Source organism: Leclercia sp. Colony189 (genome assembly GCF_009740165.1).
GTDB lineage: Bacteria > Pseudomonadota > Gammaproteobacteria > Enterobacterales > Enterobacteriaceae > Enterobacter.
This window is the reverse complement of sequence record NZ_CP046557.1, coordinates 499,765-523,154: the sequence shown is the minus strand read 5'-3', so window position 1 is coordinate 523,154 and position 23,390 is coordinate 499,765. Positions and strand designations below refer to the sequence as shown.

At 57.1% G+C, this 23,390-nt stretch carries 20 protein-coding genes; 10 read left to right on the top strand and 10 right to left on the bottom strand.

The annotated features are described in order from the left end of the window. Nucleotides 1-173 precede the first annotated feature (173 nt). Nucleotides 174-701 (top strand): inorganic diphosphatase, encoded by a 528-nt coding sequence (gene ppa, locus GNG29_RS02515; RefSeq protein WP_103178006.1) that lies wholly within the window; start codon nt 174-176, stop codon nt 699-701. Nucleotides 702-847: 146 nt separating this feature from the next. On the opposite strand, the gene GNG29_RS02510 is transcribed toward ppa, so the two are convergent. The 3 genes from GNG29_RS02510 to tamA are packed head-to-tail and all read right to left on the bottom strand — an operon-like array spanning nt 848 to nt 6,701. Beyond that, nucleotides 848-1,192, bottom strand: a complete 345-nt coding sequence (locus GNG29_RS02510; protein ID WP_039028479.1) for a gamma-glutamylcyclotransferase — start codon at nt 1,190-1,192, stop codon at nt 848-850. A 2-nt stretch (nt 1,193-1,194) separates the two neighbouring features. Further along, entirely contained in the window at nt 1,195-4,971 is a 3,777-nt protein-coding gene (gene tamB, locus GNG29_RS02505; protein WP_156653780.1) for an autotransporter assembly complex protein TamB, read from the bottom strand. Next, entirely contained in the window at nt 4,968-6,701 is a 1,734-nt protein-coding gene (gene tamA / locus GNG29_RS02500) for an autotransporter assembly complex protein TamA (protein WP_103178004.1), read from the bottom strand. The genes tamB and tamA overlap by 4 nt, the downstream gene beginning before the upstream one ends. 223 nt (nt 6,702-6,924) lie before the next feature. Here tamA and msrA point away from each other — a divergent pair, with 223 nt between their 5' ends. Further along, nucleotides 6,925-7,566, top strand: coding sequence for a peptide-methionine (S)-S-oxide reductase MsrA (msrA, locus tag GNG29_RS02495; RefSeq protein WP_103178003.1), 642 nt, complete (start codon nt 6,925-6,927; stop codon nt 7,564-7,566). 188 nt (nt 7,567-7,754) lie between these two features. Next, nucleotides 7,755-9,092 (top strand): hemolysin family protein, encoded by a 1,338-nt coding sequence (locus GNG29_RS02490; RefSeq protein ID WP_103178002.1) that lies wholly within the window; start codon nt 7,755-7,757, stop codon nt 9,090-9,092. Between the two features lie 58 nt (nt 9,093-9,150). Here the strand turns inward: GNG29_RS02490 and GNG29_RS02485 are convergent, their stop codons facing one another. Continuing rightward, on the bottom strand, nt 9,151-9,357 hold the full coding sequence (locus tag GNG29_RS02485) for a DUF1107 domain-containing protein (RefSeq protein ID WP_032616223.1): 207 nt from the start codon (nt 9,355-9,357) through the stop codon (nt 9,151-9,153). A 329-nt stretch (nt 9,358-9,686) separates the two neighbouring features. Between GNG29_RS02485 and GNG29_RS02480 the strand changes: the two genes are divergently transcribed. After that, nucleotides 9,687-10,244 carry a YtfJ family protein gene (locus GNG29_RS02480; RefSeq protein ID WP_114316069.1) on the top strand — a complete coding sequence of 186 codons (558 nt, stop codon included), beginning with the start codon at nt 9,687-9,689 and terminating at the stop codon, nt 10,242-10,244. Here GNG29_RS02480 and cysQ read toward each other — a convergent pair. Then, on the bottom strand, nt 10,238-10,978 hold the full coding sequence (gene cysQ, locus GNG29_RS02475) for a 3'(2'),5'-bisphosphate nucleotidase CysQ (RefSeq protein ID WP_114316070.1): 741 nt from the start codon (nt 10,976-10,978) through the stop codon (nt 10,238-10,240). The two genes, GNG29_RS02480 and cysQ, sit on opposite strands and share 7 nt — an antisense overlap. A 191-nt stretch (nt 10,979-11,169) precedes the next feature. Between cysQ and GNG29_RS02470 the strand changes: the two genes are divergently transcribed. Further along, nucleotides 11,170-13,113 carry a bifunctional 2',3'-cyclic-nucleotide 2'-phosphodiesterase/3'-nucleotidase gene (locus GNG29_RS02470; RefSeq protein ID WP_156653779.1) on the top strand — a complete coding sequence of 648 codons (1,944 nt, stop codon included), beginning with the start codon at nt 11,170-11,172 and terminating at the stop codon, nt 13,111-13,113. 36 nt (nt 13,114-13,149) lie between these two features. Here GNG29_RS02470 and GNG29_RS02465 read toward each other — a convergent pair whose 3' ends face one another. Beyond that, a complete protein-coding gene (locus GNG29_RS02465; protein ID WP_168194502.1) occupies nt 13,150-13,530 on the bottom strand; it encodes a helix-turn-helix domain-containing protein in 381 nt (126 codons plus the stop codon). Nucleotides 13,531-13,619: 89 nt separating this feature from the next. Between GNG29_RS02465 and GNG29_RS02460 the strand changes: the two genes are divergently transcribed. From GNG29_RS02460 to GNG29_RS02450, 3 genes are all read left to right on the top strand, one after another. Next, a complete protein-coding gene (locus tag GNG29_RS02460) occupies nt 13,620-14,468 on the top strand; it encodes an SDR family oxidoreductase (protein WP_156653778.1) in 849 nt (282 codons plus the stop codon). A gap of 81 nt (nt 14,469-14,549) precedes the next feature. Further along, nucleotides 14,550-15,374, top strand: a complete 825-nt coding sequence (locus GNG29_RS02455) for an AraC family transcriptional regulator (protein ID WP_156653777.1) — start codon at nt 14,550-14,552, stop codon at nt 15,372-15,374. 75 nt (nt 15,375-15,449) lie between these two features. Beyond that, nucleotides 15,450-16,415: a DMT family transporter gene (locus tag GNG29_RS02450; protein ID WP_156653776.1), complete on the top strand. Its 966-nt coding sequence runs from the start codon at nt 15,450-15,452 to the stop codon at nt 16,413-16,415. 86 nt (nt 16,416-16,501) lie between these two features. Here GNG29_RS02450 and GNG29_RS02445 read toward each other — a convergent pair whose 3' ends face one another. Continuing rightward, nucleotides 16,502-18,151: a methyl-accepting chemotaxis protein gene (locus GNG29_RS02445; RefSeq protein ID WP_156653775.1), complete on the bottom strand. Its 1,650-nt coding sequence runs from the start codon at nt 18,149-18,151 to the stop codon at nt 16,502-16,504. Nucleotides 18,152-18,394: 243 nt separating this feature from the next. Between GNG29_RS02445 and ytfE the strand changes: the two genes are divergently transcribed. Next, nucleotides 18,395-19,057 (top strand): iron-sulfur cluster repair protein YtfE, encoded by a 663-nt coding sequence (gene ytfE, locus GNG29_RS02440; protein ID WP_103823313.1) that lies wholly within the window; start codon nt 18,395-18,397, stop codon nt 19,055-19,057. A gap of 90 nt (nt 19,058-19,147) precedes the next feature. Here ytfE and cycA read toward each other — a convergent pair whose 3' ends face one another. After that, nucleotides 19,148-20,557: a D-serine/D-alanine/glycine transporter gene (cycA, locus tag GNG29_RS02435; protein ID WP_103823015.1), complete on the bottom strand. Its 1,410-nt coding sequence runs from the start codon at nt 20,555-20,557 to the stop codon at nt 19,148-19,150. A 308-nt stretch (nt 20,558-20,865) separates the two neighbouring features. Continuing rightward, nucleotides 20,866-21,486, bottom strand: coding sequence for an FKBP-type peptidyl-prolyl cis-trans isomerase (gene fklB / locus GNG29_RS02430; RefSeq protein ID WP_168191996.1), 621 nt, complete (start codon nt 21,484-21,486; stop codon nt 20,866-20,868). A 231-nt stretch (nt 21,487-21,717) separates the two neighbouring features. On the opposite strand from fklB, the gene GNG29_RS02425 reads away from it, so the two are divergent. After that, nucleotides 21,718-22,359, top strand: a complete 642-nt coding sequence (locus GNG29_RS02425; RefSeq protein WP_156653774.1) for an OapA family protein — start codon at nt 21,718-21,720, stop codon at nt 22,357-22,359. Nucleotides 22,360-22,382: 23 nt separating this feature from the next. Here the strand turns inward: GNG29_RS02425 and GNG29_RS02420 are convergent, their stop codons facing one another. Further along, entirely contained in the window at nt 22,383-23,324 is a 942-nt protein-coding gene (locus tag GNG29_RS02420) for a DMT family transporter (protein WP_103823013.1), read from the bottom strand. Nucleotides 23,325-23,390 lie beyond the last annotated feature (66 nt).

Sequence of the window (23,390 nt, the reverse complement as noted above, 5' to 3'; positions counted from 1 at the left end):
ATCGCTTTCACTGAGCCATTAAAAAAGCGGCTGAGTTTATGGATTATCTTGTCATGAGAAAGTGCTGATAATGGTTTTCAGGAACAGGGAACGGCGAAAACAGGCGGAGACATTCCGCGCCAGTTGGCTATAATACTCGCCACTTGATTACCAATCATTTAAAGGACACAGACATGAGCTTACTCAACGTCCCAGCGGGTAAAGAACTGCCGGAAGACATCTACGTAGTTATCGAAATCCCGGCGAACGCTGATCCTATCAAATACGAAATCGACAAAGACACCGGCGCACTGTTCGTTGACCGTTTCATGTCTACCGCGATGTTCTATCCGTGCAACTACGGTTACATCAACCACACCCTCTCTCTGGACGGTGATCCGGTAGACGTGCTGGTCCCAACGCCATACCCACTGCAGCCGGGCTCCGTGATCCGCTGCCGTCCGGTTGGCGTGCTGAAAATGACCGACGAAGCGGGTGAAGATGCGAAGCTGGTTGCGGTACCGCACACCAAGCTGAGCAAAGAGTACGATCACATTAAAGATGTGAACGACCTGCCAGAGCTGCTGAAAGCGCAGATCGCCCACTTCTTCGAGCACTACAAAGATCTCGAGAAAGGCAAATGGGTGAAAGTGGAAGGCTGGGACAACGCAGAAGCCGCGAAAGCGGAAATCGTTGCCTCCTTCGAACGCGCGAAGAAGTAATGCTTAACGTGTGAAAAAAAGCCCCGACTTGTCGGGGCTTTTTTTATCTGTGCGGTCTGTTGCCGGGTGGCGGCGACGCCTTACCCGGCCTACAAAATCTGTGCGGCCTGAAAAAACAACGCCACCCGAAGGTGGCGTTATTCATATCAGTACTGGTCACGGTCTAACCAGTTACCGCTTTCAATCAGCGTCAGACCTTCCACCGAACGTTGGTACACGTACATCCATGCACTGCCGTAGGGTGTCTGGATTAACCGGCGAGCGTATTCCCCGCCTTTGGTGCGCAAGGCATCAAGTTCGGCCAGCGTGGCATTATCAATACGATAAACCTCACCCTGTACTGCTCCTTCTCCCGGAACGGCGCCTGGATAGTGGCCCAGGCTGTACAGCTGGTAGTTCTCGATACTGTAATCCCCCAGCAACTGGGCGTTAGTCATCCAGTGGCTGTTGCCTTGCTTGGTTCTTAAACTGCCGTAGACAAATATTCGCATTGCTAAAACTCAAACTGATAGAGCAGATCGAGTGCCTGGTCTACGCCAGACACCGCTTCCAGATATAGCTTAGGCATCAGGCGATAGCGTAACGTGAGAGTTGCTAATGAGTCAAAGATCCCCACACCATATTTCACCTGCAGACCCGGCAGTACATAGCCGCTGACCACCACCTGAGAGGAGTCGCCGACCCCCTGGGTGTCCAGCGCCAGATTGCTTACGCCAAACGTCTCGCCGATTTTACCCACAACCTGACCACTTTGTGCAACCCCCAGACCGACTAACATTGAGGTCATCGCCGCGCTGTCGCTCTGATTGCTGTCCAGCCCCTGCCCGCGCAGCAGGTATGAGAGCGCTTCCTGCTGGGACATGGCCGGGTCAGAGAAAATTTCCGCTTTCGGTTCGTCCGCGGTGCCCGTTACGCGCACCCCGGCGATCACATCATTTTCGGTGGCCTCTGGATTACGGATCGCTTCGATATTCAGCAGCGGCTGATCCGGCGGGCCGGAGAAGAGCAGTTCGCCTTTACGCACCATCAAATCCTGGCCGTAGGCGTGGAAGCGCCCTTCCGGAATGTTGATCTGCCCGTTCAGGCCCAGCCCCTGTTTATCCTGCGCGACTTTCAGATCGCCGGTCAGTCTCGCCTTCAGCCCAAACGCATCCAGGCGCACGTTGTTACCCACGTGTACGATCAGGTTGCTGTTGATCGGGATAGAGGCGCTCTGTGGCTCCTCCGGCTGGAGATTGTTGTTGAGCATGACCTCATCACTGGAGACGCCCACCGCGCTTTCCGGCAGTTCATGCACCACGATACGGGCCCACGGTACATCGACGCGGCCATCAAGGGTGAAGAGCTGCGGCGTGGCCTCAAAGACCACATCCGGCGAGACGTCTAAACGCACCATCGGCGGCACGGTGATCCGCACCTTGCTGCCTTTGGCCGCCACCCGGGCGCGCCAGTTATCGAGCTGGCTCCAGTCGGCATCGCCGCTGAGGTTGATCTGCCCCTGCTGGGTACGTACGGTGCCCGTAAGCGTCGAACTCATGCCGTTAAAGTTCATCGCCAGCTGGCTCGGCAGCATATCGAACGGCATAAAGTTGCCGTCGATATCTACCCCGTTGAGCTGCATCTGGCCGAACAGCTGCGGGCTCTGGGCGCTGCCCGCCAGCCGCAGGTTGGCATTCAGCATACCTGCCGCCTTCTCGCCGCGGGAGAAAATGGCATTCGCCATCGCCAGGTTAAGATTGCGAATGTTGACGTTGCCGCCCAGGTTGCGCCGTCCTTGCGGATCGGTCACCTGGATCTGGCCGTCCAGCTGCCCGTTGTTGGTGAGGCGGATCAGCCAGCCCAGCTCGGCGCGGTTGTTATGCAGATCGGCGGTGAGATTGAGGGTGCTGAAGTCCAGCGGCAGCGGCGCATCGTTCACCACCTGCGTCACCTTCACGTTACGCCCGGCGAGCGTGACGTTGCCCTCCGGCAGCCCCGGTTTGGTGGTATCCCAGGAGACATCCGCCTTGCCGCTGAACACGCCGCTTGCTTGCGTAGTGTCCGGCATGAACGGCTTGAGCATCGCCAGATCGAAGCGGTTAAGGTTGACCACCGCCCGCCCTTCTGCGCCTGCGTCAATGGTCTGCGGCACGCACAGTTCGGCATTCGGGTTGGTCCAGCAGTGCGGCCCGATACTGATCTTCTGCTCTGCGTTGCGGTAATCCAGGGCAATAGCGCGCGATAACGACCACGGTCCCACCGGGGTGGCAAAGCGGGTGTTATCCAGGGTGCCTTTCCAGCGGGTCTCCTGGCGGTCAAAGCTGCCCGCCAGGTGCAGCTGGCCGGAGACCGGTTCACCCTGAATGCGCAGCTGGAGGTCATGCTGTTTCTCGCTACCTTTGGCTTCAAGGGTGACCTGGTTGAGGTTGAGGCCCGGCTGCGAGATACGATCGACGCGCAGGTTCAGGTGCCCGGCGATCTGATCGGTGGATTTCACGTCGCCATCTACCCGCACCCGGGCGATGGTGAGATCCTGCCAGCGCAGGCCGTTGGCGGTGATATCCGCCAGCAGCTGCGGGGCTTCTACCGTGCCGCGCACCTTCAGCAGCCCTTTCGCGGTTCCGCCCAGCCCTGGCAGGGCATTATCCAGGTTCGGCGCGTCGATAGTGGCATCCAGATCCAGATCTTTCACCCCCAGCTCGCCCTTAATATCGGCGGTGTTGCGCCCCAGCGCGACGTGCAGGCCCGGGATGACCCACTGCAGGTAGCTGTTGCCCTTCAGCGAGCCGTTCACATCCACTTTGTTCTGCTTCACGTTGCCGGTGATTTTCAGCTCCGGCACCTCCATCTGCCAGCTACCGCCGTAGAGACTGCCTCGGGTTTTAATCAGCCCGTCGAGCTTCGAGGGCCAGTCCGGCACCTCTTTGGCGGTGTTGATCCCGGTGAGCTTCAGCTCCCCGCGCCAGCTGATCGCCTTCTGCCAGTCCAGCAGCGCCGTCAGCTCGGTTTTGCCCTCCAGCGCGGCCACCGTCAGCTTGTCGAGGTTGATCTGCTGTTCGTTGCCCTTCGCATCCAGAGTGATGCCGGCAGGCGGCAGCCCCTCCCCTTTCACCGCGGTGCGGAACGACAGGGTGTAGTCGGTCATTTTGCCGGTGAGCTTCAGCTTCACGTCATCGGCCTGGTACTGCTTCTCGCCGGTAAACGGCCAGTAGAGCTGCTCACTCACCACCTCAAGGTTGAGCGGCAGGCCCGCCTCTGCAAGCCGGGTCTGGCCGCGCAGCACCATATCTACCGGGCCGGAGAGGTTCACGCCAAACTCCAGCTGTTCGCGCATGGCGCCGCCCACCTTCAGCTTCACCTTCTCGCCTTTAATTGGATCGATGTTCAGGGTGCTGTTGAGGGTGATATCCACCGGCCAGTTATCCCGTAACAGGGCGTTGCCGGTGGCGTTGACGCTGCCCTGGTTGGTGTCGATATCCAGCGCGTCGAGCTTCATGTTGCCGTCGATGCTGCTCACTTTCAGCAGCATGTTGAAGACCGTCAGATCGGTATCGCCGGTGAGGCGCAGCTGCTCGCCCTTAAACTCTTCAATATTAAGGTTCAGCGGCAGGTGAACGTCGGTCATCTCCGGCAGGACCGGTTTCGAGAAGAGATCCTTCAGAGTTTCGCCCAGCGGCTTCTCTTCCGGCTGCGGGTTCTGAATTTTAGGCTCGACAATCTCTTCCTGGGCCACCTCCGCCACTTTCGGCAGGGCAATCAGCAGCCCTTGCAGAGAAGTCGGGGTCAGGGTCAGGTTTTTCTCCTGCCAGCGCAGGCCGGAGGTGAAATCCATCACCGACACGGTGGTGTCGTCGATTTTGACGTTGATGTTATTCAGCGCCACCCGGTTTAGCGATATCGGGTATGGCGTGGAGAGATCCAGCGGCCCGCTCTCCTCTTCGGCAACGGGCTCCGTTTGCTCCATTTTTTTGGAATCTATCGTTACGAAGAGATCTTTTAACGACAGATCGTTAATGCACAGGCTGCTGTCACGCAGGCAGCCGAGCTTCACCGCCAGATGCAGATCCCCGGCGTTGACCGCCACGCCCGGCTGGTCGTAGCGAACGTTTTTCAGGTGTAAGTCGCGCCAGCCGCCGGTGACCTGACCAATCTCCAGCCCCGGCACCCAGCGGTCTGCCGCCTTAAACAGCAGATGCAGCCCGCTGGTGGTGCCCACCAGAAAGGCCACCGCAGCCAGTAGCAGCAGGATAAACAGCAACACGCCGAGGCTGATTTTCTTCCATAAACTCATAATTCAGGCCCCAGACCGATGTAAAACTGTAAACCGTGTTCATCTTTATCGCCCACCGGCACGGCGAAATCGAGCTTGATCGGCCCAACCGGTGACTCCCAGCGCACCCCGACGCCTGCGCCGGTTTTAAAGTCGCTGCGGCGGATATCGCTTACTGCTTCTCCGCTGTCGATAAAGGTCGCGCCCCACCATTTTCCGGTGACGTTGTACTGATACTCCAGCGAGCCGGTAGCCAGCTTCGAGGCCCCGATCAGCTTGCCGTCGTCATCTTTTGGCGCGATGGATTTGTATTTGTAGCCACGAATGCTGCGATCGCCCCCGGCGAAGAAGCGCAGATCCGGCGGCACTTTTTCAAAGTCGCCGGTTTCAATCCAGCCCAGGTTGCCACGCACCACAAAGCGATGGCGGTCATAAAAGGTGCGGATCCAGACGTTTTGCGCCTGTACCACGGAGAAATCCACATCCGAGCCCCAGGCGGTATTGGAGTAGTCTATCGAATAGCGCTGGGAATCCCCCCAGTCCGGCATCAGGCCGCCGCGGGAACGGGTCCGGCTGATCATCACCCCCGGATAGAGCAGCATGGTGGTGTTGGTGACATTGGCCTGGGTAAAGTGGTCGAGGCTCCAGCGCAGGTTGATGGCGCGCTGCCAGCCGCTGGAGAGATCCCAGTAGCGCGACACGGCGAGGGTCGTAGAATCCGCTTCGGTGTCGTTCAGATCGGTGCGCTTAAAGCCGCCCTGCACCAGGTAATATTGCTCAAGCGGATTTTTCAGCAGCGGCATTTTATAGCTGAAATCGAGCTGTTGCTCCGGAGCGGAGAGGCTGACGTTGCTGGTCAGGCTGTGGCCGTAGGAGTTCATCCACGGCTTTTTCCAGGTCGCTTTTACGCGCGGGCCGACGTCGGTGGAGTAGCCCACCCCGGTCTCAATGGTGTTCTCGGTGCGTGGCGATACCACGCCGTGCAGCGGCAGCACTTTGGTCTGTCGCGCTTTATCAAACTCAGGTGCCACCACCACGGAGTTAAACCAGCCGGTAGCTGACAGACGGCGGTTAAGCTCGGCCAGATCTTTCGACTGATAATAGTCGCCCTCTTTAAAGGGGATCAGATTCTGCAAATACTCATCACGGATTTGCGACCCTTCGAAGGTGACATCGCCAAAGCGGTAGCGTTCCCCGCTGTCATAGTCGATGTCCCAGAACGCCTGATGCCGATCGAGGGCGATGCCGAGCTGACTTTTATTGAACTGGCTGTCAAAGTAGCCTTTGCGCAGCGCCACCTTCGTCAGATCTTTTTTGAAGCCGTCATAGTCGCTGTGATTGAGCACGGTGCCATTCTTTGGCCGCGTGTTCAGCAGTTCAAGATAGTCCTGGTCGGTGCGCGCGCCGCCGCGCAGCACCACGTCCGTGCCGCCGATGAGCACCGGAACCCCTGGCTTGACGCGGGCAATCAACACCTGCCGCCCTTTGGCCGGAGGTGGACGCAGCTCGAAGTCGATGGTCGGCTCATAGTAGCCGAGCGCTTTTAAACCGCCGCGGATGGCGTCGTCCACGCGGGCGCGAAAGCGACGATCGGGCGTCACTTCGTCGCTCTCAATAGTGGAGAGCTGTGCGCGTACGTTTTTTTCCAGCGCCCCGGATAGCCCCTCAACCTGTAAACGAACGTTCGCCGCGCTGGCGACTCCGCTTGTCAGCAAGAGACTGGCTAAACATAACTGGCGGATTTTTGGCACGTTTTCTCCTGAATATCCTTGTTTCCACCCCTGGAAGCATATGAAGTGCCGCTCCGCAGCAAATCACGGCAAAAGCCCAAAACCCAATACGCGGGTTGAAAAATGGTTAAACACCCTAATATTTCTTATGTTTAAATCTAGACTCATTCACCGCATTTATTGTGTTCAATTAAACGCGTCGTGACAACCTTAACCCAAACATCACCCACCCGGAGGCCACACCGTGAGTTTATTCGATAAAAAGCACCTGGTTGCTCAGGCGGACGCATTACCGGGACGTAACACCCCTATGCCTGTCGCCACTCTCCATGCCGTTAACGGCCACTCCATGACTAACGTCCCGGAGGGGATGGAAATTGCCCTGTTCGCGATGGGCTGTTTCTGGGGCGTGGAGCGCCTCTTCTGGCAACTGCCGGGCGTCTACAGCACCGCGGCAGGCTATACCGGGGGCTATACCCCGAACCCAACCTACCGCGAAGTCTGCTCCGGGCAGACCGGTCACGCCGAAGCGGTACGGGTAGTATATGATCCGAACGTCGTCAGCTACGAACAGCTGCTGCAGGTATTCTGGGAAAACCACGATCCTGCGCAGGGTATGCGTCAGGGCAATGACCACGGTACCCAGTACCGCTCGGCGATCTATCCGCTCACGCCGGAACAGGATGCCGCCGCCCGCGACAGTCTGGCGCGCTTCCAGCAGGCGATGCACGCCGCCGGCGACGATCGCCCGGTGACGACCGAAATCACCAACGCCTTACCGTTCTATTATGCGGAAGATGACCACCAGCAGTATCTGCATAAAAATCCGTACGGCTACTGCGGTATCGGTGGCATTGGTGTCTGCCTGCCGCCTCAGCTGGCATAACAGTAAGCCGGTTTTGCCTGTTGACGAGCAAAACCGGCTCAAAAAGCGATCTCTGGCGACTTTACAGCCGTTTACGCTATACTACCCCTCGAAATAACCGGCCTACCGCTTCGGACCGGTGTTCAAAATATCTACACACCTGTATGACCAACTTCCCTCCGAGGATCTGGCGAGAAGCCGGATAAGATATGTTAAACAGTATTTTAGTAATACTTTGTCTCATCGCTGTCAGTGCATTTTTCTCTATTTCAGAAATCTCTCTGGCCGCATCCCGTAAAATTAAACTTAAACTGCTCGCCGATGATGGCGATCTCAATGCCCAACGCGTCCTGAAAATGCAGGAAAACCCGGGGATGTTCTTTACCGTGGTGCAAATCGGCCTCAATGCGGTCGCCATTCTTGGCGGTATTGTGGGTGATGCTGCATTCTCGCCCGCATTCCATAGCGTTTTCTCCCGATACTTCTCCCCTGAGCTTTCCGAGCAGCTGAGCTTCATTCTCTCCTTCTCACTGGTGACTGGCCTGTTCATTCTCTTTGCCGATTTGACCCCGAAACGCATCGGTATGATTGCGCCAGAAGCTGTGGCTTTGCGCATCATCAACCCGATGCGCTTCTGTCTCTTCGTGTTCCGCCCGCTGGTGTGGTTCTTTAACGGACTGGCCAATACCATTTTCCGTCTGTTTAAGCTGCCGATGGTGCGTAAAGATGACATCACCTCTGACGATGTCTACGCGGTATTCGAAGCCGGCGCGCTGGCGGGGGTACTGCGTAAGCAGGAGCATGAGCTGATCGAGAACGTGTTTGAATTGGAATCCCGTACCGTGCCGTCATCCATGACCGGACGTGAGAACGTGATCTGGTTCGATCTGCACGAAGATGAGCAGAGCCTGAAGAAAAAGGTGGCGGAACATCCGCACTCCAAGTTCCTGGTCTGTAATGAAGATATCGATCACATCATCGGCTATGTCGACTCCAAAGACCTGCTGAACCGCGTGCTGGCGAACCAGAGCCTGACGCTGAACAGCGGCGTGCAGATCCGCAATACCCTGATTGTCCCGGACACCCTGACGCTCTCCGAAGCGCTGGAAAGTTTCAAAACCGCCGGCGAAGACTTCGCGGTGATCATGAACGAATATGCGCTGGTGGTGGGGATCATCACCCTCAATGATGTTATGACCACCCTGATGGGCGATCTGGTGGGTCAGGGTCTGGAAGAGCAGATTGTGGCGCGCGATGAGAACTCATGGCTGGTGGACGGCGGTACGCCTATCGACGACGTGATGCGCGTGCTGGACATCGACGAGTTCCCGCAGTCGGGCAACTACGAGACCATTGGCGGCTTTATGATGTTTATGCTGCGTAAAATCCCGAAACGCACCGACTCGGTGAAGTTCTCGGGGTATAAGTTCGAGGTGGTGGATATCGACAACTACCGCATCGACCAGCTGCTGGTGACGCGCATCGACAACAAACCGACGGTGCTCGTGCCAAAAATGCCGGATGCTGAAGAGAACGCCTCGGCCTAAACCAGAAACATCAACGGCTCCCATCGGGAGCCGTTTCTTTTACTGCATAGCACGTTGGTTAAGCCATCTCAGTTTGCAGACGCATAACCTGACGGTTGACTTCGGACATCACAGAAAAGTGCTGTTTATCCTTCACTTTTGGGACAAGGATCTTGCCCTTATCAAACTCAAAAGCGCCAACGTCCTTGATATACAACCGTCCACGGAACAGGATTTTTACGTATTTAGCTACCTGAAGCGGATTGTAGCGTTGAAAAATTTTCATTCTATTATCTCCTGCGAATCATACGCTCTTGCGGCACCACAATCGGGCCGACCCTCTGGAGCGCAAATTTTGTTGCCCAATGACTATAGACGAGAAAAATGGTGATACCCAGTCTGCATAAGTTTATTTACCTTTTGATGACAAATAATCAGAATATTCTTTGCAATCGTAACTTTCGGGCAGTATAAGCCATCGTTTTTGTGCAGATATGTGCGTTCCCCCTCACTCTGGCACCGGGATTGCGGGTAAAGCGCCGCGATCGCACTTATGATTAAAACATCAGACCAAGTGGTCGGATCACCTGCTAATAAAACAAAAAGGAAAACACCATGACCATACGTAACATCCTGGCAACTGCCTGCCTGATGCTGCCACTGATGGCTTCCGCACATAATTTTGAGAAGGGACAACGTGTGCCACCGGTGGGCATTGCCGACCGGGGAGAATTGATCCTCGACAATAATGAGTTTAGCTACAAAACCTGGAATAGCGCGCAGCTTCCTGGCAAAGTGCGAGTGGTGCTACATATTGCCGGTCGCACCTCGGCAAAAGAGAAAAACGCAACCCTGATTGAAGCGATCAAGTCGGCACATTTACCAAAAGATACTTATCAGACCACTACCATAGTGAATACCGATGATGCGATACCGGGTTCCGGCATGTTCGTGCGCAGCAGCCTGGAGAGTAATAAAAAGCTCTACCCATGGTCACAGTTCATCGTCGACAGCAACGGCGCAGCCCGCGGCGCCTGGCAGCTGGAAGAAGAGAGCTCAGCCGTCGTCGTGCTGGACAAGCAAGGTAAAGTGCAGTGGGCGAAAGACGGCGCGCTGACCCAGGAGGAGGTGCAGCAGGTGGTCGCCCTGCTGCATAAGTTGGTCGGTCAGTAAAGCGAGACCCGGAAGCCTGGATTAAGGAAGGATTCCCGCGGGGTATAGTCGAGCGGCTTGCCCTGCCAGTCGTGAACATGGGCGCCCGCGGCGGCGGCAACGGCATGGCCTGCCGCCGTATCCCAGACGTTGGTTGGCCCAAAGCGGGGATAGAGCTGCGCCTGCCCTTCTGCCACCAGGCAGAACTTCAGCGATGACCCGATCGACGTTGTCTGATGCTCACCCAGCTGATGCAGATACTCCTCAAGTTCGTTATCCGAGTGGGAGCGGCTGATCACCACCAGCGGTGGTCGGGCGTCACGCACCTGGATCGGGTTGCGCACCCCGCACTCCTCTTTCCACGCTTTGCCGTCGGCGGCGCTGTACATTACCTTCAGCACCGGGGCGTAGACCACTCCCAGCACCGCTTTGCCTTTATCAATCAGGGCAATATTCACCGTGAATTCACCGTTACGCTTGAGGAACTCTTTGGTGCCGTCCAGGGGATCAACCAGCCAGTAACGCTGCCAGTGCTGGCGCTCCTCCCAGGGCTGGGGATCTTCTTCGGAAAGCACAGGGATGTCGGGCGTTAACGCCTGCAGGCCTTTCAGGATCACCCCGTGCGCCGCGAGATCGGCTGCGGTCACCGGGGAGTCGTCGATTTTACGGATCGTGTCCATTGGGATCTTGCCATCGTAGACCTGCATAATGGCCTCGCCCGCTTCCCGTGCGAGCTGACAAATTTTATCTAACATTCTCCACCTCTTTGTTATCACAGTGGGTATAACTCTTTGTTTTATTTATATCGTATTGTGAATAAATCCGCTATCTGTGAAGCAATTCCGGTTTCAGGGCCCTTTTTTCTGGCAGGATTCACAATTCTGTAAGCAAAAAAATATAGATACATATTCTTTTGTGGCCTGGATCGAATAAAAGGACTCCTCTGATGATTAAGTTTAGCGCAACGCTCCTGGCGACGCTGATTGCGGCGAGCGTACAGGCAGCGACGGTTGATCTCCGCATTCTGGAAACCACCGACCTGCACAGCAATATGATGGACTTCGACTACTACAAAGACGCCCCGACGGAAAAATTTGGTCTGGTGCGTACCGCAAGCCTGATTAACGCAGCCCGTAGCGAAGTGAAAAACAGCGTCCTGGTCGATAACGGCGACTTAATTCAGGGTAGCCCGCTTGGGGATTACATGGCGGCGAAAGGTCTGAAAAAGGGCGATGTGCATCCGGTCTACAAAGCGTTGAACACCCTGGATTACGCGGTGGGTAACCTGGGTAACCATGAGTTTAACTACGGGCTGGACTATCTGCATATGGCGCTTTCAGGGGCCAAATTCCCGTACGTTAACGCCAATATCATCGACGTTAAAACCCAGAAGCTGCTGTTTACCCCTTATCTGATCAAAGAGACCACCGTGGTCGATCAGGACGGGAAACCGCAGACCCTGAAGATCGGCTATATCGGCTTTGTCCCGCCGCAGATCATGACCTGGGATAAGGCCAACCTGAGCGGCAAAGTGACGGTCAATGACATTACCGAAACCGCCCGCAAGTATGTGCCGGAGATGCGCGAGAAAGGCGCCGATCTGGTGGTGGTGGTAGCCCACTCCGGTCTCTCTGCCGACCCATACCAGGCGATGGCGGAAAACTCGGTCTACTACCTCAGCGAAGTCAAAGGGGTGGACGCCATTCTCTTCGGCCACGCCCATGCGGTCTTCCCGGGCAAAGATTTTGCCAGCATTAAAGGGGCGGATATTGCCAAAGGCACCCTGAACGGCGTGCCCGCGGTGATGCCGGGCATGTGGGGGGATCACCTCGGAGTGGTCGATCTGGTGCTCAATAATGACGGCGGCAAATGGCAGGTCACCCAGTCGAAAGCCGAAGCCCGCCCGATCTACGATCTGGCCGCTAAAAAAGCGCTGGTGGGCGAGGATAAAAATATCGTCGAGGTGCTGAAGCACGATCAAGACGCCACCCGTGAGTTTGTCAGCAAACCCATCGGCAAATCTGCCGACAACATGTACAGCTATCTGGCGCTGGTGCAGGACGATCCTACCGTGCAGGTGGTGAACATGGCGCAGAAAGCCTACGTGGAGCGCTATATTCAGGGCGATCCGGATCTGGCGAAACTGCCGGTCCTCTCCGCTGCGGCGCCGTTTAAAGTGGGTGGACGCAAGAACGATCCGGCCAGCTATGTTGAAGTCGAAAAAGGCCAGCTGACCTTCCGTAACGCCGCCGATCTCTATCTCTATCCGAACACCCTGGTGGTGGTCAAAGCCACGGGCCAGGAGGTGAAGGAGTGGCTGGAGTGTTCCGCGGGCCAGTTCAACCAGATCGACCCGACCAGCACCAAACCACAGTCGCTGATTAACTGGGACGGTTTCCGCACCTATAACTTCGATGTGATCGACGGGGTGGAGTACCAGATTGATGTCTCCCAACCGGCGAAATATGACGGCGAGTGCCAGGTGGTGAATGCCCAGGCCGAACGCATTAAAAACCTGACCTTTAACGGTAAGCCAATTGATCCGAAAGCGACCTTCCTGGTGGCGACCAATAACTACCGCGCTTACGGCGGTAAGTTTGCCGGGACCGGCGACAGCCATATCGCCTTCGCCTCACCGGATGAGAACCGTTCGGTGTTGGCAACGTGGATTGGCGAGCAGTCGAAAAAGAGCGGCGAAATCCATCCGGCAGCGGATAACAACTGGCGTCTGGCCCCTGTTCACAGCGATGTGAAGCTGGATATCCGCTTTGAGACCGCACCAACGGAAAAAGCGGCGGCGTTTATCAAAGAGAAAGCGCAGTACCCGATGCAGCAGGTCGCGACCGATGAGATTGGGTTCGCGATTTATCAGGTCGATCTAAGTAAGTAGCCGTTGTTTTGCCCGGCGGCGCTGCGCTTGCCGGGCCTACAAAACCCGTTCATCCCGGTTACTCATCACTTGGGGCAAATTCAGCTCGATCCAGTCGGCCAGCGCCGCCACCTTCTCACTCACCTCTTCCCCCAATGGGGTCAGGCTGTACTCCACGTGCGGGGGTACTACCGGATACGACACTCGATTGACAAAGCCATCCTGCTCCAGCGCCTGTAGCGACTGGGCCAGCATCTTCTCGCTCACCCCGCCCATCTTGCGCCGCAGATCGCTAAAGCGATGTGTTCCCTGACGTAACGCCACCAGGATCAGCACGCCCCAGCGGCTGGTCACATGCTTGAGTACATCCCGGGAGGGACACTGCTCGGCAAAGAGATTGCCGTCGCGCATTTGCTCGCTGAGGGTTGGGTTTGCCATGAGATACTTACCTTTTTGTACGTACTTACTAAAAGTTAGTTTGAGTGATAGTGTGCCACAACATTCACCCGATACGAAGGATATTCATCATGATCGCGATTACCGGCGCTACCGGCCAGCTTGGCCAACTTGTTATTGAACAGCTGCTGAAAACCGTTCCGGCCAGCCAGCTGGTCGCCATTGTACGTCACCCGGCAAAGGCTGAGGCGCTGAGCCAGCAGGGCGTGACCGTGCGTCAGGCCGATTATACCGACCAGGCTGCCTTCACCGCTGCACTCGCGGGCGTGGATAAACTGCTGCTGATCTCTTCCAGCGAAGTGGGCCAGCGCGCACCGCAGCACCAGAACGTCATTAATGCGGCGAAGGCGGCGGGCGTGAAATTTATCGCCTACACCAGCCTGCTGCATGCCGACACTTCCCCGCTGGGCCTGCATGTGGAGCACGTCGCCACCGAAAAAGCGCTGGCCGAATCCGGTATTCCTTTCGCCCTGCTGCGTAACGGCTGGTACACCGAAAACTACCTCGCCAGCGCCCCGCCTGCGCTGGAACACGGCGTGTTTATTGGTGCTGCCGGTGAAGGCAAAATCGCCTCCGCCACCCGCGCCGACTATGCCGCCGCTGCGGCCTGCGTTATCAGCGAAGAGGGTCATGCCGGTAAAGTTTATGAGCTGGCAGGCGACCAGGCGTGGACGTTAAGCGAGCTTGCTGCCGAGCTGAGCCGCCAGAGCGGTAAAAACGTGGTCTATCAGAACCTGAGCGAAGCCGATTTTGCCGCCGCGCTGAAGGGAGTGGGTCTGCCGTCAGGTCTGGCGGAGATGCTGGCCGACTCCGATGTCGGTGCCTCGAAAGGCGGTCTGTTTGATGACAGCCGCACCCTGAGCGCGCTGCTGGGCCGCCCGACCACCACGCTTGCGGAGAGCGTGAAGCACATCCTGTAATTGTTAAAACATGGTTAATTAGTGTGGCATCCCTGCGGGTCATCTCTGATAATGACATTCTGACCCGCGAGGAGGCTCACCGTGCAAGGCGTACCTGAACAGTTTTTCGATGAGAGAGACAGCGCGCGCTTTCGCCATCTGGCGCAGGTGCCGGGCGTGGAGCTGTATCACGCCCATATCTCCCGCTACGCCTTTGAACCCCACACCCACGAGGCCTTCGGCATCGGTGCCATAGAGGCCGGTGCCGAGCGCTTCCGCTATCGCGGCACGCAGTACGTCGCCCCCGTTCACTCCGTCGTCACCATGAATCCCGACGAGCTGCATACCGGCGAGGCCGAAACCGCTGACGGCTGGCGCTACCGGATGATCTATCTCGAACCGGATCTGCTGGAGGAGGTGACAGGCATTCGCCACTGGTGGTTCAGCGACGTCACCCGCCACGATCCCCGCCGTTCGCAGCAGATCTGTCAGTTGATCTACGGCCTGTGGCACACCGACGATCCGCTGGCGCAAAAGGGCCTGCTGCTGGATCTGATTGAGACCTTCCAGCCGCTGGCGCGCCATGCGCCGGTCGCAAAAGAAGGGGCGCATCGCTTCGAGCGCGTGCGCGACTATCTGCATGACAACTACATGTACTCTCTGACCCTCGATGAGCTCGCGCAGGTGGTGTCGCTCAGCCCGTACCATTTCCAGCGCCAGTTCAAAGCCCATTTTCACGTCACACCGCATCAGATGCTGATGGCGATCCGCCTGTGGCGCGCCAAAGCCTTTCTCACCCAGGGACTCCCGGCGGCAGAGGTGGCCGCCGCGACGGGCCTGACCGATCAGTCGCACCTGACCCGGGCCTTTACCCGTCGCTATGGCATTACGCCGGTGCGCTACCAGAAACAGGTAACGCAGCGCTAATGCGCAATCTCATACAATACCGCCCTCTGTTGCCTTTCTACACTGCCAGCAGGTTCAGAGCAGAGGAAGGAAAAAATGATTAGCGGCGTGTTGTATGCCCTGCTTGCAGGGTTAATGTGGGGACTGATTTTTGTCGGGCCGCTGATCGTCCCGGAATACCCGGCGGCGCTACAGTCGATGGGGCGCTATCTGGCGCTGGGGCTGATCGCTCTGCCGATCGCCTGGCTCGGCCGGGCGCGGTTACGCCAGCTGAAAGGCCGGGACTGGCTCACCGCCCTGTCACTGACGATGATGGGCAACCTGATCTATTACGTCTGCCTGGCAAGCGCGATCCAGCGTACCGGGGCCCCGGTGTCGACCATGATCATCGGTACGCTGCCGGTGGTGATCCCGGTGTTCGCCAATCTGCTCTACAGCCAGCGCGATGGCAAGCTGGCGTGGTCGAAGATGCTCCCGGGGCTGTTTGCCATTGCGCTGGGGCTGGTGTGCGTGAATATCGCCGAGCTGCGTCACGGCGTGGCCGGAGGTAGTGGCTGGCGCTATGTTTCGGGGATCCTGCTGGCGTCGGTGTCGGTGGTCTGCTGGGCATGGTACGCCCTGCGTAACGCCCGTTGGCTGCGGGAAAACCCCGACAAACATCCGATGATGTGGGCCACCGCCCAGGCGCTGGTGACGCTGCCGGTCTCGTTACTGGGCTACCTTGTCGCCTGCGCATGGCTGAACGTGCAACAGCCGGACTTTGCCCTGCCGCTGGGGCCACGCCCGTGGGTCTTTCTCGGTCTGATGCTGGCGATTGCCGTCTGCTGCTCGTGGGTGGGCGCCCTGTGCTGGAACGTCGCCAGCCAGAAATTACCGACGGTGATCTTAGGGCCGCTGATTGTCTTCGAAACCCTGGCCGGTCTGCTTTATACCTTCCTGATGCGCCAGAGCCTGCCGCCGCTGTTAACCAGCACGGGAATTGTGTTGCTGGTGGTGGGGGTGGTGATTGCGGTAAAAGCAAAGCCGGAAAAAATTTCGGTCGTTCCGGCTTCAGAGCTGTAATTATTGCCCGGCGGCGCTGCGCTTGCCGGGCCTACAAAGTCATACGTTTCGTAGGCCGGGTAAGCGTTAGCGCCACCCGGCCTCTGTCAGAAGGTTTCCCAGTTGGCGTCGGTCGTCGCCTGTACCGGTTTGGCTTTTGCAGCATAGGTTTTCACCGGCGCAGCCTTAGCCACCGGGCCCTTCGCAATCTTAAATACCGCCACCGCCTCGTTCAGGCGTGCCGCCTGCTCTTCCAGCGCTGCCGCTGCCGCCGCAGACTCCTCCACCAGCGAGGCGTTCTGTTGGGTCACGCGATCCATCTCGGCCACCGCCTGGCCGACCTGATCGATACCCCGGCTTTGCTCATCTGAGGCGGAAGCAATTTCGCCCATAATGTCGGTGACGCGGGTTACGGCGCTGACGATCTCCGCCATCGTCTCCCCGGCCTCATTCACCAGCGCGGAACCGGCGCTGACTCGGGCACCCGAGTCGTCAATCAGCCCTTTGATCTCTTTCGCCGCCTGGGCGCTACGCTGGGCCAGGGTGCGAACTTCCCCTGCCACCACCGCAAATCCGCGTCCCTGCTCCCCGGCACGCGCCGCTTCTACCGCCGCGTTCAGCGCCAGGATGTTGGTCTGGAAGGCGATGCCGTCAATCACGTTGGTGATCTGGGCGATTTTGCTGGAACTGTTTGCGATCTCGTCCATGGTGCGTACCACCCCTTCCACCACGTTTCCGCCTTTTTTCGCGGTGCTTGAGGCATCCAGCGCCAGGCGTGACGCCTGACGGGCGTTATCGGCGTTCTGCTTCACGGTGGCGGTCAGCTGTTCCATGCTGGCCGCGGTCTCCTCCAGCGAGGCCGCCTGCTGCTCGGTACGGGAAGAGAGGTCGTTGCTGCCTGCGGAGATTTCGCCCGCGCCGGTATAAATGGTGTCAGAGCCCTCGCGCACCACACCTACGGTGTTCGCCAGCGCCTTCTGCATCTCGTGAACGTTATAGGCCAGCATCGCCATTTCGTTTTTGCCCTGAACGTCAACAGGCTGTGTCAGGTCACCCGCGGCGATAGCGCGAATATGATCGATGACCTCCTGCAGCGGCAGCAGCAGCACACGGCGCATGGCGATCCAACTGGAGACAATCACGGCGATCACCAGAAGCATCATCCCGGAAAGGATCCACAGGATGCGTTTGTAGTCGCTTTCGTTATCTTCGATGCCTTTATCGGTAAGGGCTGCCTGAGCCTGGCGCCATTCACGATAGACTTTCTGCATTGCGGTCTGCTTCTGCTCGGCGTTCTGCTTAAACATATCTTCGAGGTTGCCCTGGGAGAGCAGAAGGTTCATCTGGGTCAGGGTGGCCGAGTAGTTGCGGTACTGCTCTTCCAGCTGGCTGGAGAGTTTTTCATCCAGGCCCGGCGTTTCCGGCAGCGCGTAGTATTTGTCGTAATGGGACTGGGCGTCTGCCAGCAGATTTTTTGCCGTGTTGACCAGCTCGTTCAGCTGCCCGCCGTTGATCTGCGAAGCCATGCTGCTTTGCAGGCGCAGCATGCCGCGGTTCAGGGTGACGCGCGCCTGGTTAAGGCTGATCCAGGCGTCGGTGAACTCGGCCACATTCTGGCTGGAGACCTGGGAAACGGTGAAGTTCTCTTTGTCGTTATTAAGCGCGTTGATGAAAATGCCGGCGGAGATCAGTTGCATGATCCCGAGCGCCAGCAGCACCGAAATCAGAAGGGTTATCACTTTTATACGTTTAAACATGCGTTGCCTTTTTTATATGCAGGTATTGTCTGACCTGTATCTATCGGCAGGCGCAGCGGGTTGTTTACCGTCTCTGTGCCTTTAAAAAGTTTCTAAACCCGTTTTTTAAATCCATTCATAGAGTTAAATCGGCATTTTTTTGTGATCTATATCGCTTTTTTACCCCTGCCTATAAAGGGTTATAGCTTCGCCTAAAAGATGCATTTAAAATACATCTTATCAAATAACGATGAGGTAACGACCATGGCCTTCCGCGACCAACCTTTAGGCGAGCTGGCGCTCTCCATCCCACGCGCTTCCGCGCTGTTTCGTAAATACGATATGGATTACTGCTGCGGCGGTAAGCAAACCCTGGCGCGTGCCGCGTCGCGTAAAGAGCTGGATCTGGACCTCATCGAAGCAGAACTGGCGAAGCTGGCCGAGCAGCCGCTGGAAAAAGACTGGCGCAGCGTGGCGCTGGCCGAAATCATCGATCACATCATCGTGCGCTTTCACGATCGCCACCGCGAACAGCTGCCGGAGCTGATCCTGCAGGCCACCAAAGTTGAGCGCGTTCATGCCGAAAAAGCCTCTGTACCGCGCGGCCTGGCGAAGAACCTGACCCTGCTGCACGAAGAGCTCTCCAGCCACATGATGAAAGAGGAGCAGATCCTGTTCCCGATGATCAAACAGGGAATGGGCAGCCAGGCGATGGGGCCGATCAGCGTGATGGAAAGCGAGCACGACGACGCCGGTGAACTGGTTGAGGTGATCAAGCACATCACCCATAACGTGACCCCACCTGCGGATGCCTGCACCACCTGGCGCGCGATGTACAATGGCATTAACGAGATGATCGACGATCTGATGGAGCACATCAGTCTGGAGAATAACGTCCTGTTCCCCCGGGCGTTGGCCGGGGAATAAAAAAGCCCGGTAGCGTTAGCGCTTACCGGACTTACAAGAGCAAAGAACCGTAGGCCGGGTAAGGCGCAGCCGCCACCCGGCACAACACAATTAACGCATGCCAGCCATACGTTTCTTACCGATAAACAGCCAGCCCAGCCCCAGCGCGATAAACCACAGCGGCGTGACCATCAGCGCCTGACGGGTATCCTCTTCCAGCGTCAGCAGTACCAGCACAAACACGAAGAACGCCATGCAGACCCAGCACATCAGCTTGCCCCACGGCATCTTATAGATGGATTTTTCATGCAGGTGCGGACGCTGTTTGCGGTACACCAGGTACGAGCAGAGGATGATGGTCCAGACGAACATGAACAGGATCGCCGAAACCGTGGTGATCATGGTGAACGCGCCAATCACGCTTGGGTTCACGTAGAGCATCACCACGCCGCCCAGCAGACAGATACAGGAGAAGGTCAGCCCTTTCGCCGGTACCGCACGTTTAGAGAGCTTCGCGAATGCGCTCGGCGCTACCCCTTCCTGCGCCAGACCAAACAGCATACGGCTGGTGGAGAACACGCCGCTGTTAGCCGAAGAGGCCGCGGAGGTCAGCACCACGAAGTTAATCAGGCTTGCCGCCGCCGGTAAACCGACCAGCACAAACAGCTCAACGAACGGGCTCTTGCTGGGTACCACGGAGCTCCACGGCGTCACCGACATAATGACGATCAGCGCGAAGACGTAGAACATGATGATACGAATCGGAATAGAGTTGATCGCGCGCGGCAGCGATTTCTCCGGGTCTTTGGTTTCGGCGGCGGTGGTGCCCACCAGCTCAATCCCCACAAAGGCGAAGACCGCAATCTGGAAGCCGGCAAAGAATCCGCTCAGCCCTTTCGGGAACCAGCCCCCGTCATTCCACAGATGGGTGAACGAGGCCTGCACGCCGCTCGGAGAGGTAAAGTGGGTCATGATCATCACCAGGCCGACCACAATCAGGCCGACAATGGCGACGATTTTGATCATCGCGAACCAGAACTCCATCTCACCGAACATTTTTACGGTGGCGAGGTTAAGGCTCAGCAGCAGGATAATCACCGCCAGCGAGGCCACCCAGTCCGACAGTCCCGGGAACCAGAACTGCGCGTAAGCCGTAATGGCGACGACGTCGGCCATCCCGGTCACCACCCAGCAGAACCAGTAGGTCCAGCCGGTGAAGTAGCCCGCCCACGGCCCGAGAAGGTCGGAGGCAAAGTCGCTAAAGGATTTGTATTCGAGATTCGAGAGCAGCAGCTCGCCCATTGCCCGCATCACGAAAAAGAGCATAAAGCCGATGATCATATAGACAAAAATGATCGATGGCCCGGCAAGACTGATGGTTTTGCCTGACCCCATAAACAGCCCGGTACCGATAGCGCCGCCGATGGCGATAAGCTGAATATGACGGTTTGTGAGATTTCGCCGTAGCGATTGTTCAGACGGTGCCTCTTCGTCGGCAACGACTTTTACCTGATCTACCATGTGATGTTTTCCTGTTGTTACTGCCTGTGTTGTTTAGGCTCTTCTGGCCCTTTATTACGTCGAAAAGCGACGGCCCGGTTAAGGACTCATCGATATTAGGTAAGAATCGGCGGGATGAATACTTTGATTTAAATATTATGTTAACAATATGTTGAAACTGAGTGACGTATCACTTAAGCCACGCAAAACAGCTCACAAAAATACACTTACTGTGACCTTTTGCAAGATAATCTGTTGCCTGGGGCATAACTATAGGTTTTTTAACTAATTTCCTCTCCCCTGGTGGGGAGAGGAAGAGGAGAGGTCGCTTACAGGATTTCCAGCAGCTCAACTTCAAAGACCAGGGTGCTGAATGGCGGAATAGAGGCGCCAGCGCCACGCTCGCCGTAGGCCAGGTTCTGTGGGATAGTCAGCTCCCATTTAGAACCAACCGGCATCAGGGTCAGGGCTTCGATCCAGCCTGGGATCACGCCGTTTACCGGGAATTCTGCCGGTTCGCCGCGGGCAACAGAGCTGTCGAATACGGTGCCGTCAATCAGTTTACCGGTGTAGTGCACGCGAACGTGGTCGGTACGCGCCGGGATTGGACCTTCGCCCTGGGTGATAACGCGGAACTGCAGACCGGTTTCGGTGCTGTTCACGCCTTCACGCTCACGGTTCTCTTCAAGGAATTTCTCGCCTGCCGCAGCCATCTCTTCGAAACGGGCACGACGCACAGCGTCTGCACGTTCGTGGATTTCACGCAGCGCGCGGTGAACCACATCTACCGGAACCGCTGGCTGTTTACCTTCCAGCGCATCGGCGATACCCGCCACCAGCGCTTCAGGTAACAGACCCTGCAGACCTGATTCGCTCAGCTGCTGTCCTACCTGCAAACCAATGCCGTAGCTTGCCTGCGCTTCGATTGTGTCAAAAGTCGGGGTGGTCATGGGATTTCCTTCCATCACATTTAAAGTAGCGGGCAGCATAACAGCCACCTTCCATCCGGTAAAACTTTGTCTTATGGAAAGATGACAAATTACGACGAAACGGAAACAATAGAGGCTATCTGGATTTTTCCCGAATGCGTGTCACGGAAGCTGGCTTTGTTACGCTCATCAGGCAGTTAGCAAACTATACTTCTTGGGACAGGAAAAAAGACGCGGAGCAGGAGGAGAGCCATGCCCGGGCCATTTGAACTAAAACCTACCCTGACGAAAATCTGGCATGCGCCAGATAACTTTCGCATCATGGACCCGCTGCCGCCGCTGCACCGCAGAGGCATTATTATCGGTGCGCTGATGGTGATTGTCGGTTTTCTGCTGCCAGGCGGCGCGGACGACAACGCCACAGCGCCCGTGCGTCGTGATGCCGAACTGGATTTCCGTTCGCAGACGCAGCCGCAGCCAGATTCACAGCCGATGCAAACGCAGCTGGTGTCACCCTCTAACGATCCCGGCCAGGTCGCGCCTGTTGAGCCGGAACCGATTCAGGAAGAGCAGCCCCAGGAGCAGGCCGCCGCGCCGGTACAATCCCAGCAATCCCCTCCCGGTATTGAACAGCAGTGGCGTTCCTACCGTGTAGAGTCGGGCAAAACGATGGCGCAGCTGTTCCGCGATCACAACCTGCCGCCAACCGACGTCTATGCCATGGCGCAGGTTGAGGGGCCAGGCAAGCCGCTGAGCAACCTGCAAAACGGCCAGATGGTGCAGATCCGCCAGAATGCGAGCGGCGTGGTGACAGGGCTGACCATTGACAGCGGCAACGGCCAGCAGGTGCTGTTTACCCGTCAGTCTGACGGCAGCTTCATCCGCGCCAGATAGCGGTTCGCCCGGTGGCGTAACGCTTACCGGGCCTGCTTTTCACTGACTTTATTCACCCACCAGATCCCCGAGCAGACCAGCACCAGCGCCACAACGTATTTGATCTCCAGGATATTTTCGCCGAGGAAAATGGCCGAAAGGACGGTTCCGGCCACCGGCACTAAGAAGTTGAACGGGGCGATCATACTGACGCGGTTATATTTCAGCAGCAAACTCCACAGTGCAAACGCCACCGAGGAGAGCAGAGTCAGGTAGCCCAGGATGGCCGCCGCTTTGACGCTGGGAACGGCCAGCGTTCCGCCGGTGATATAGCCTCCCACCACCAGCATCACCCCACCTATCGCCAGCTGCCAGCCCGTCATCACCATCGGATCCACCGTCTGAGAGATGCGTTTACCGTACAGCGTGGCGGCAGAGAGGATAAACGCCGCCAGCACCACAAAACCATCCCCGTTCCAGACGAAGTGGAAGTCCTGCAAGCCGCTGTTAAAGTTCACGATCATCACCCCGGCAAACCCGAGGATACAACCGAGGGCTTTGTTGTAGCTGATCTTGTCGTTCTGATAGATAAAGTGCGCCAGCATAACGCTGAAGAAGGTGGCGGTCGCGTTCATGATCGACCCTTTGGCACCCGTTGTGTATGCCAGGCCGATATAAAAGAACGTGTACTGGATTGTGGTCTGCGTCAGGCCCAGTATCGTCAGTTGCCCGAACTGGCGCGGGCTGAGCCGACCAATCGGCTTGCGCTGGGCCAAAGCAAGCAGCAGCAATAGCAGGCCAGCAAAAACAAAGCGATAACCCGCAAAGACCACTTTTGATGGAATGTCGTTGGTGGCGATATGAAAGAGTTCGTAGCCACTCTTGATCGCGGGATAGGAGCTACCCCATAGCAGACAGCACAGCGTAGCGCTGGCGAACACAATGTTTTTACGGGAGAAAAGCGGTGCAGGCAGAGCGGTATCCATGACAAATCCCAAAGATAAAATAGTGTTTCATTTTATTATCAGGGAATGCGCAAGGAATAGCCACCA

Coding starts and splice junctions, on each gene's coding strand:
- ppa (WP_103178006.1), top strand. CDS start 174: ATGAGCTTACTCAACGTCCCAGCGGGTAAAGAACTGCCGGAAGACATC.
- GNG29_RS02510 (WP_039028479.1), bottom strand. CDS start 1,192: ATGCGAATATTTGTCTACGGCAGTTTAAGAACCAAGCAAGGCAACAGC.
- tamB (WP_156653780.1), bottom strand. CDS start 4,971: ATGAGTTTATGGAAGAAAATCAGCCTCGGCGTGTTGCTGTTTATCCTG.
- GNG29_RS02490 (WP_103178002.1), top strand. CDS start 7,755: ATGTTAAACAGTATTTTAGTAATACTTTGTCTCATCGCTGTCAGTGCA.
- GNG29_RS02485 (WP_032616223.1), bottom strand. CDS start 9,357: ATGAAAATTTTTCAACGCTACAATCCGCTTCAGGTAGCTAAATACGTA.
- GNG29_RS02480 (WP_114316069.1), top strand. CDS start 9,687: ATGACCATACGTAACATCCTGGCAACTGCCTGCCTGATGCTGCCACTG.
- cysQ (WP_114316070.1), bottom strand. CDS start 10,978: ATGTTAGATAAAATTTGTCAGCTCGCACGGGAAGCGGGCGAGGCCATT.
- GNG29_RS02470 (WP_156653779.1), top strand. CDS start 11,170: ATGATTAAGTTTAGCGCAACGCTCCTGGCGACGCTGATTGCGGCGAGC.
- GNG29_RS02465 (WP_168194502.1), bottom strand. CDS start 13,530: ATGGCAAACCCAACCCTCAGCGAGCAAATGCGCGACGGCAATCTCTTT.
- GNG29_RS02460 (WP_156653778.1), top strand. CDS start 13,620: ATGATCGCGATTACCGGCGCTACCGGCCAGCTTGGCCAACTTGTTATT.
- GNG29_RS02450 (WP_156653776.1), top strand. CDS start 15,450: ATGATTAGCGGCGTGTTGTATGCCCTGCTTGCAGGGTTAATGTGGGGA.
- GNG29_RS02445 (WP_156653775.1), bottom strand. CDS start 18,151: ATGTTTAAACGTATAAAAGTGATAACCCTTCTGATTTCGGTGCTGCTG.
- ytfE (WP_103823313.1), top strand. CDS start 18,395: ATGGCCTTCCGCGACCAACCTTTAGGCGAGCTGGCGCTCTCCATCCCA.
- cycA (WP_103823015.1), bottom strand. CDS start 20,557: ATGGTAGATCAGGTAAAAGTCGTTGCCGACGAAGAGGCACCGTCTGAA.
- fklB (WP_168191996.1), bottom strand. CDS start 21,486: ATGACCACCCCGACTTTTGACACAATCGAAGCGCAGGCAAGCTACGGC.
- GNG29_RS02425 (WP_156653774.1), top strand. CDS start 21,718: ATGCCCGGGCCATTTGAACTAAAACCTACCCTGACGAAAATCTGGCAT.
- GNG29_RS02420 (WP_103823013.1), bottom strand. CDS start 23,324: ATGGATACCGCTCTGCCTGCACCGCTTTTCTCCCGTAAAAACATTGTG.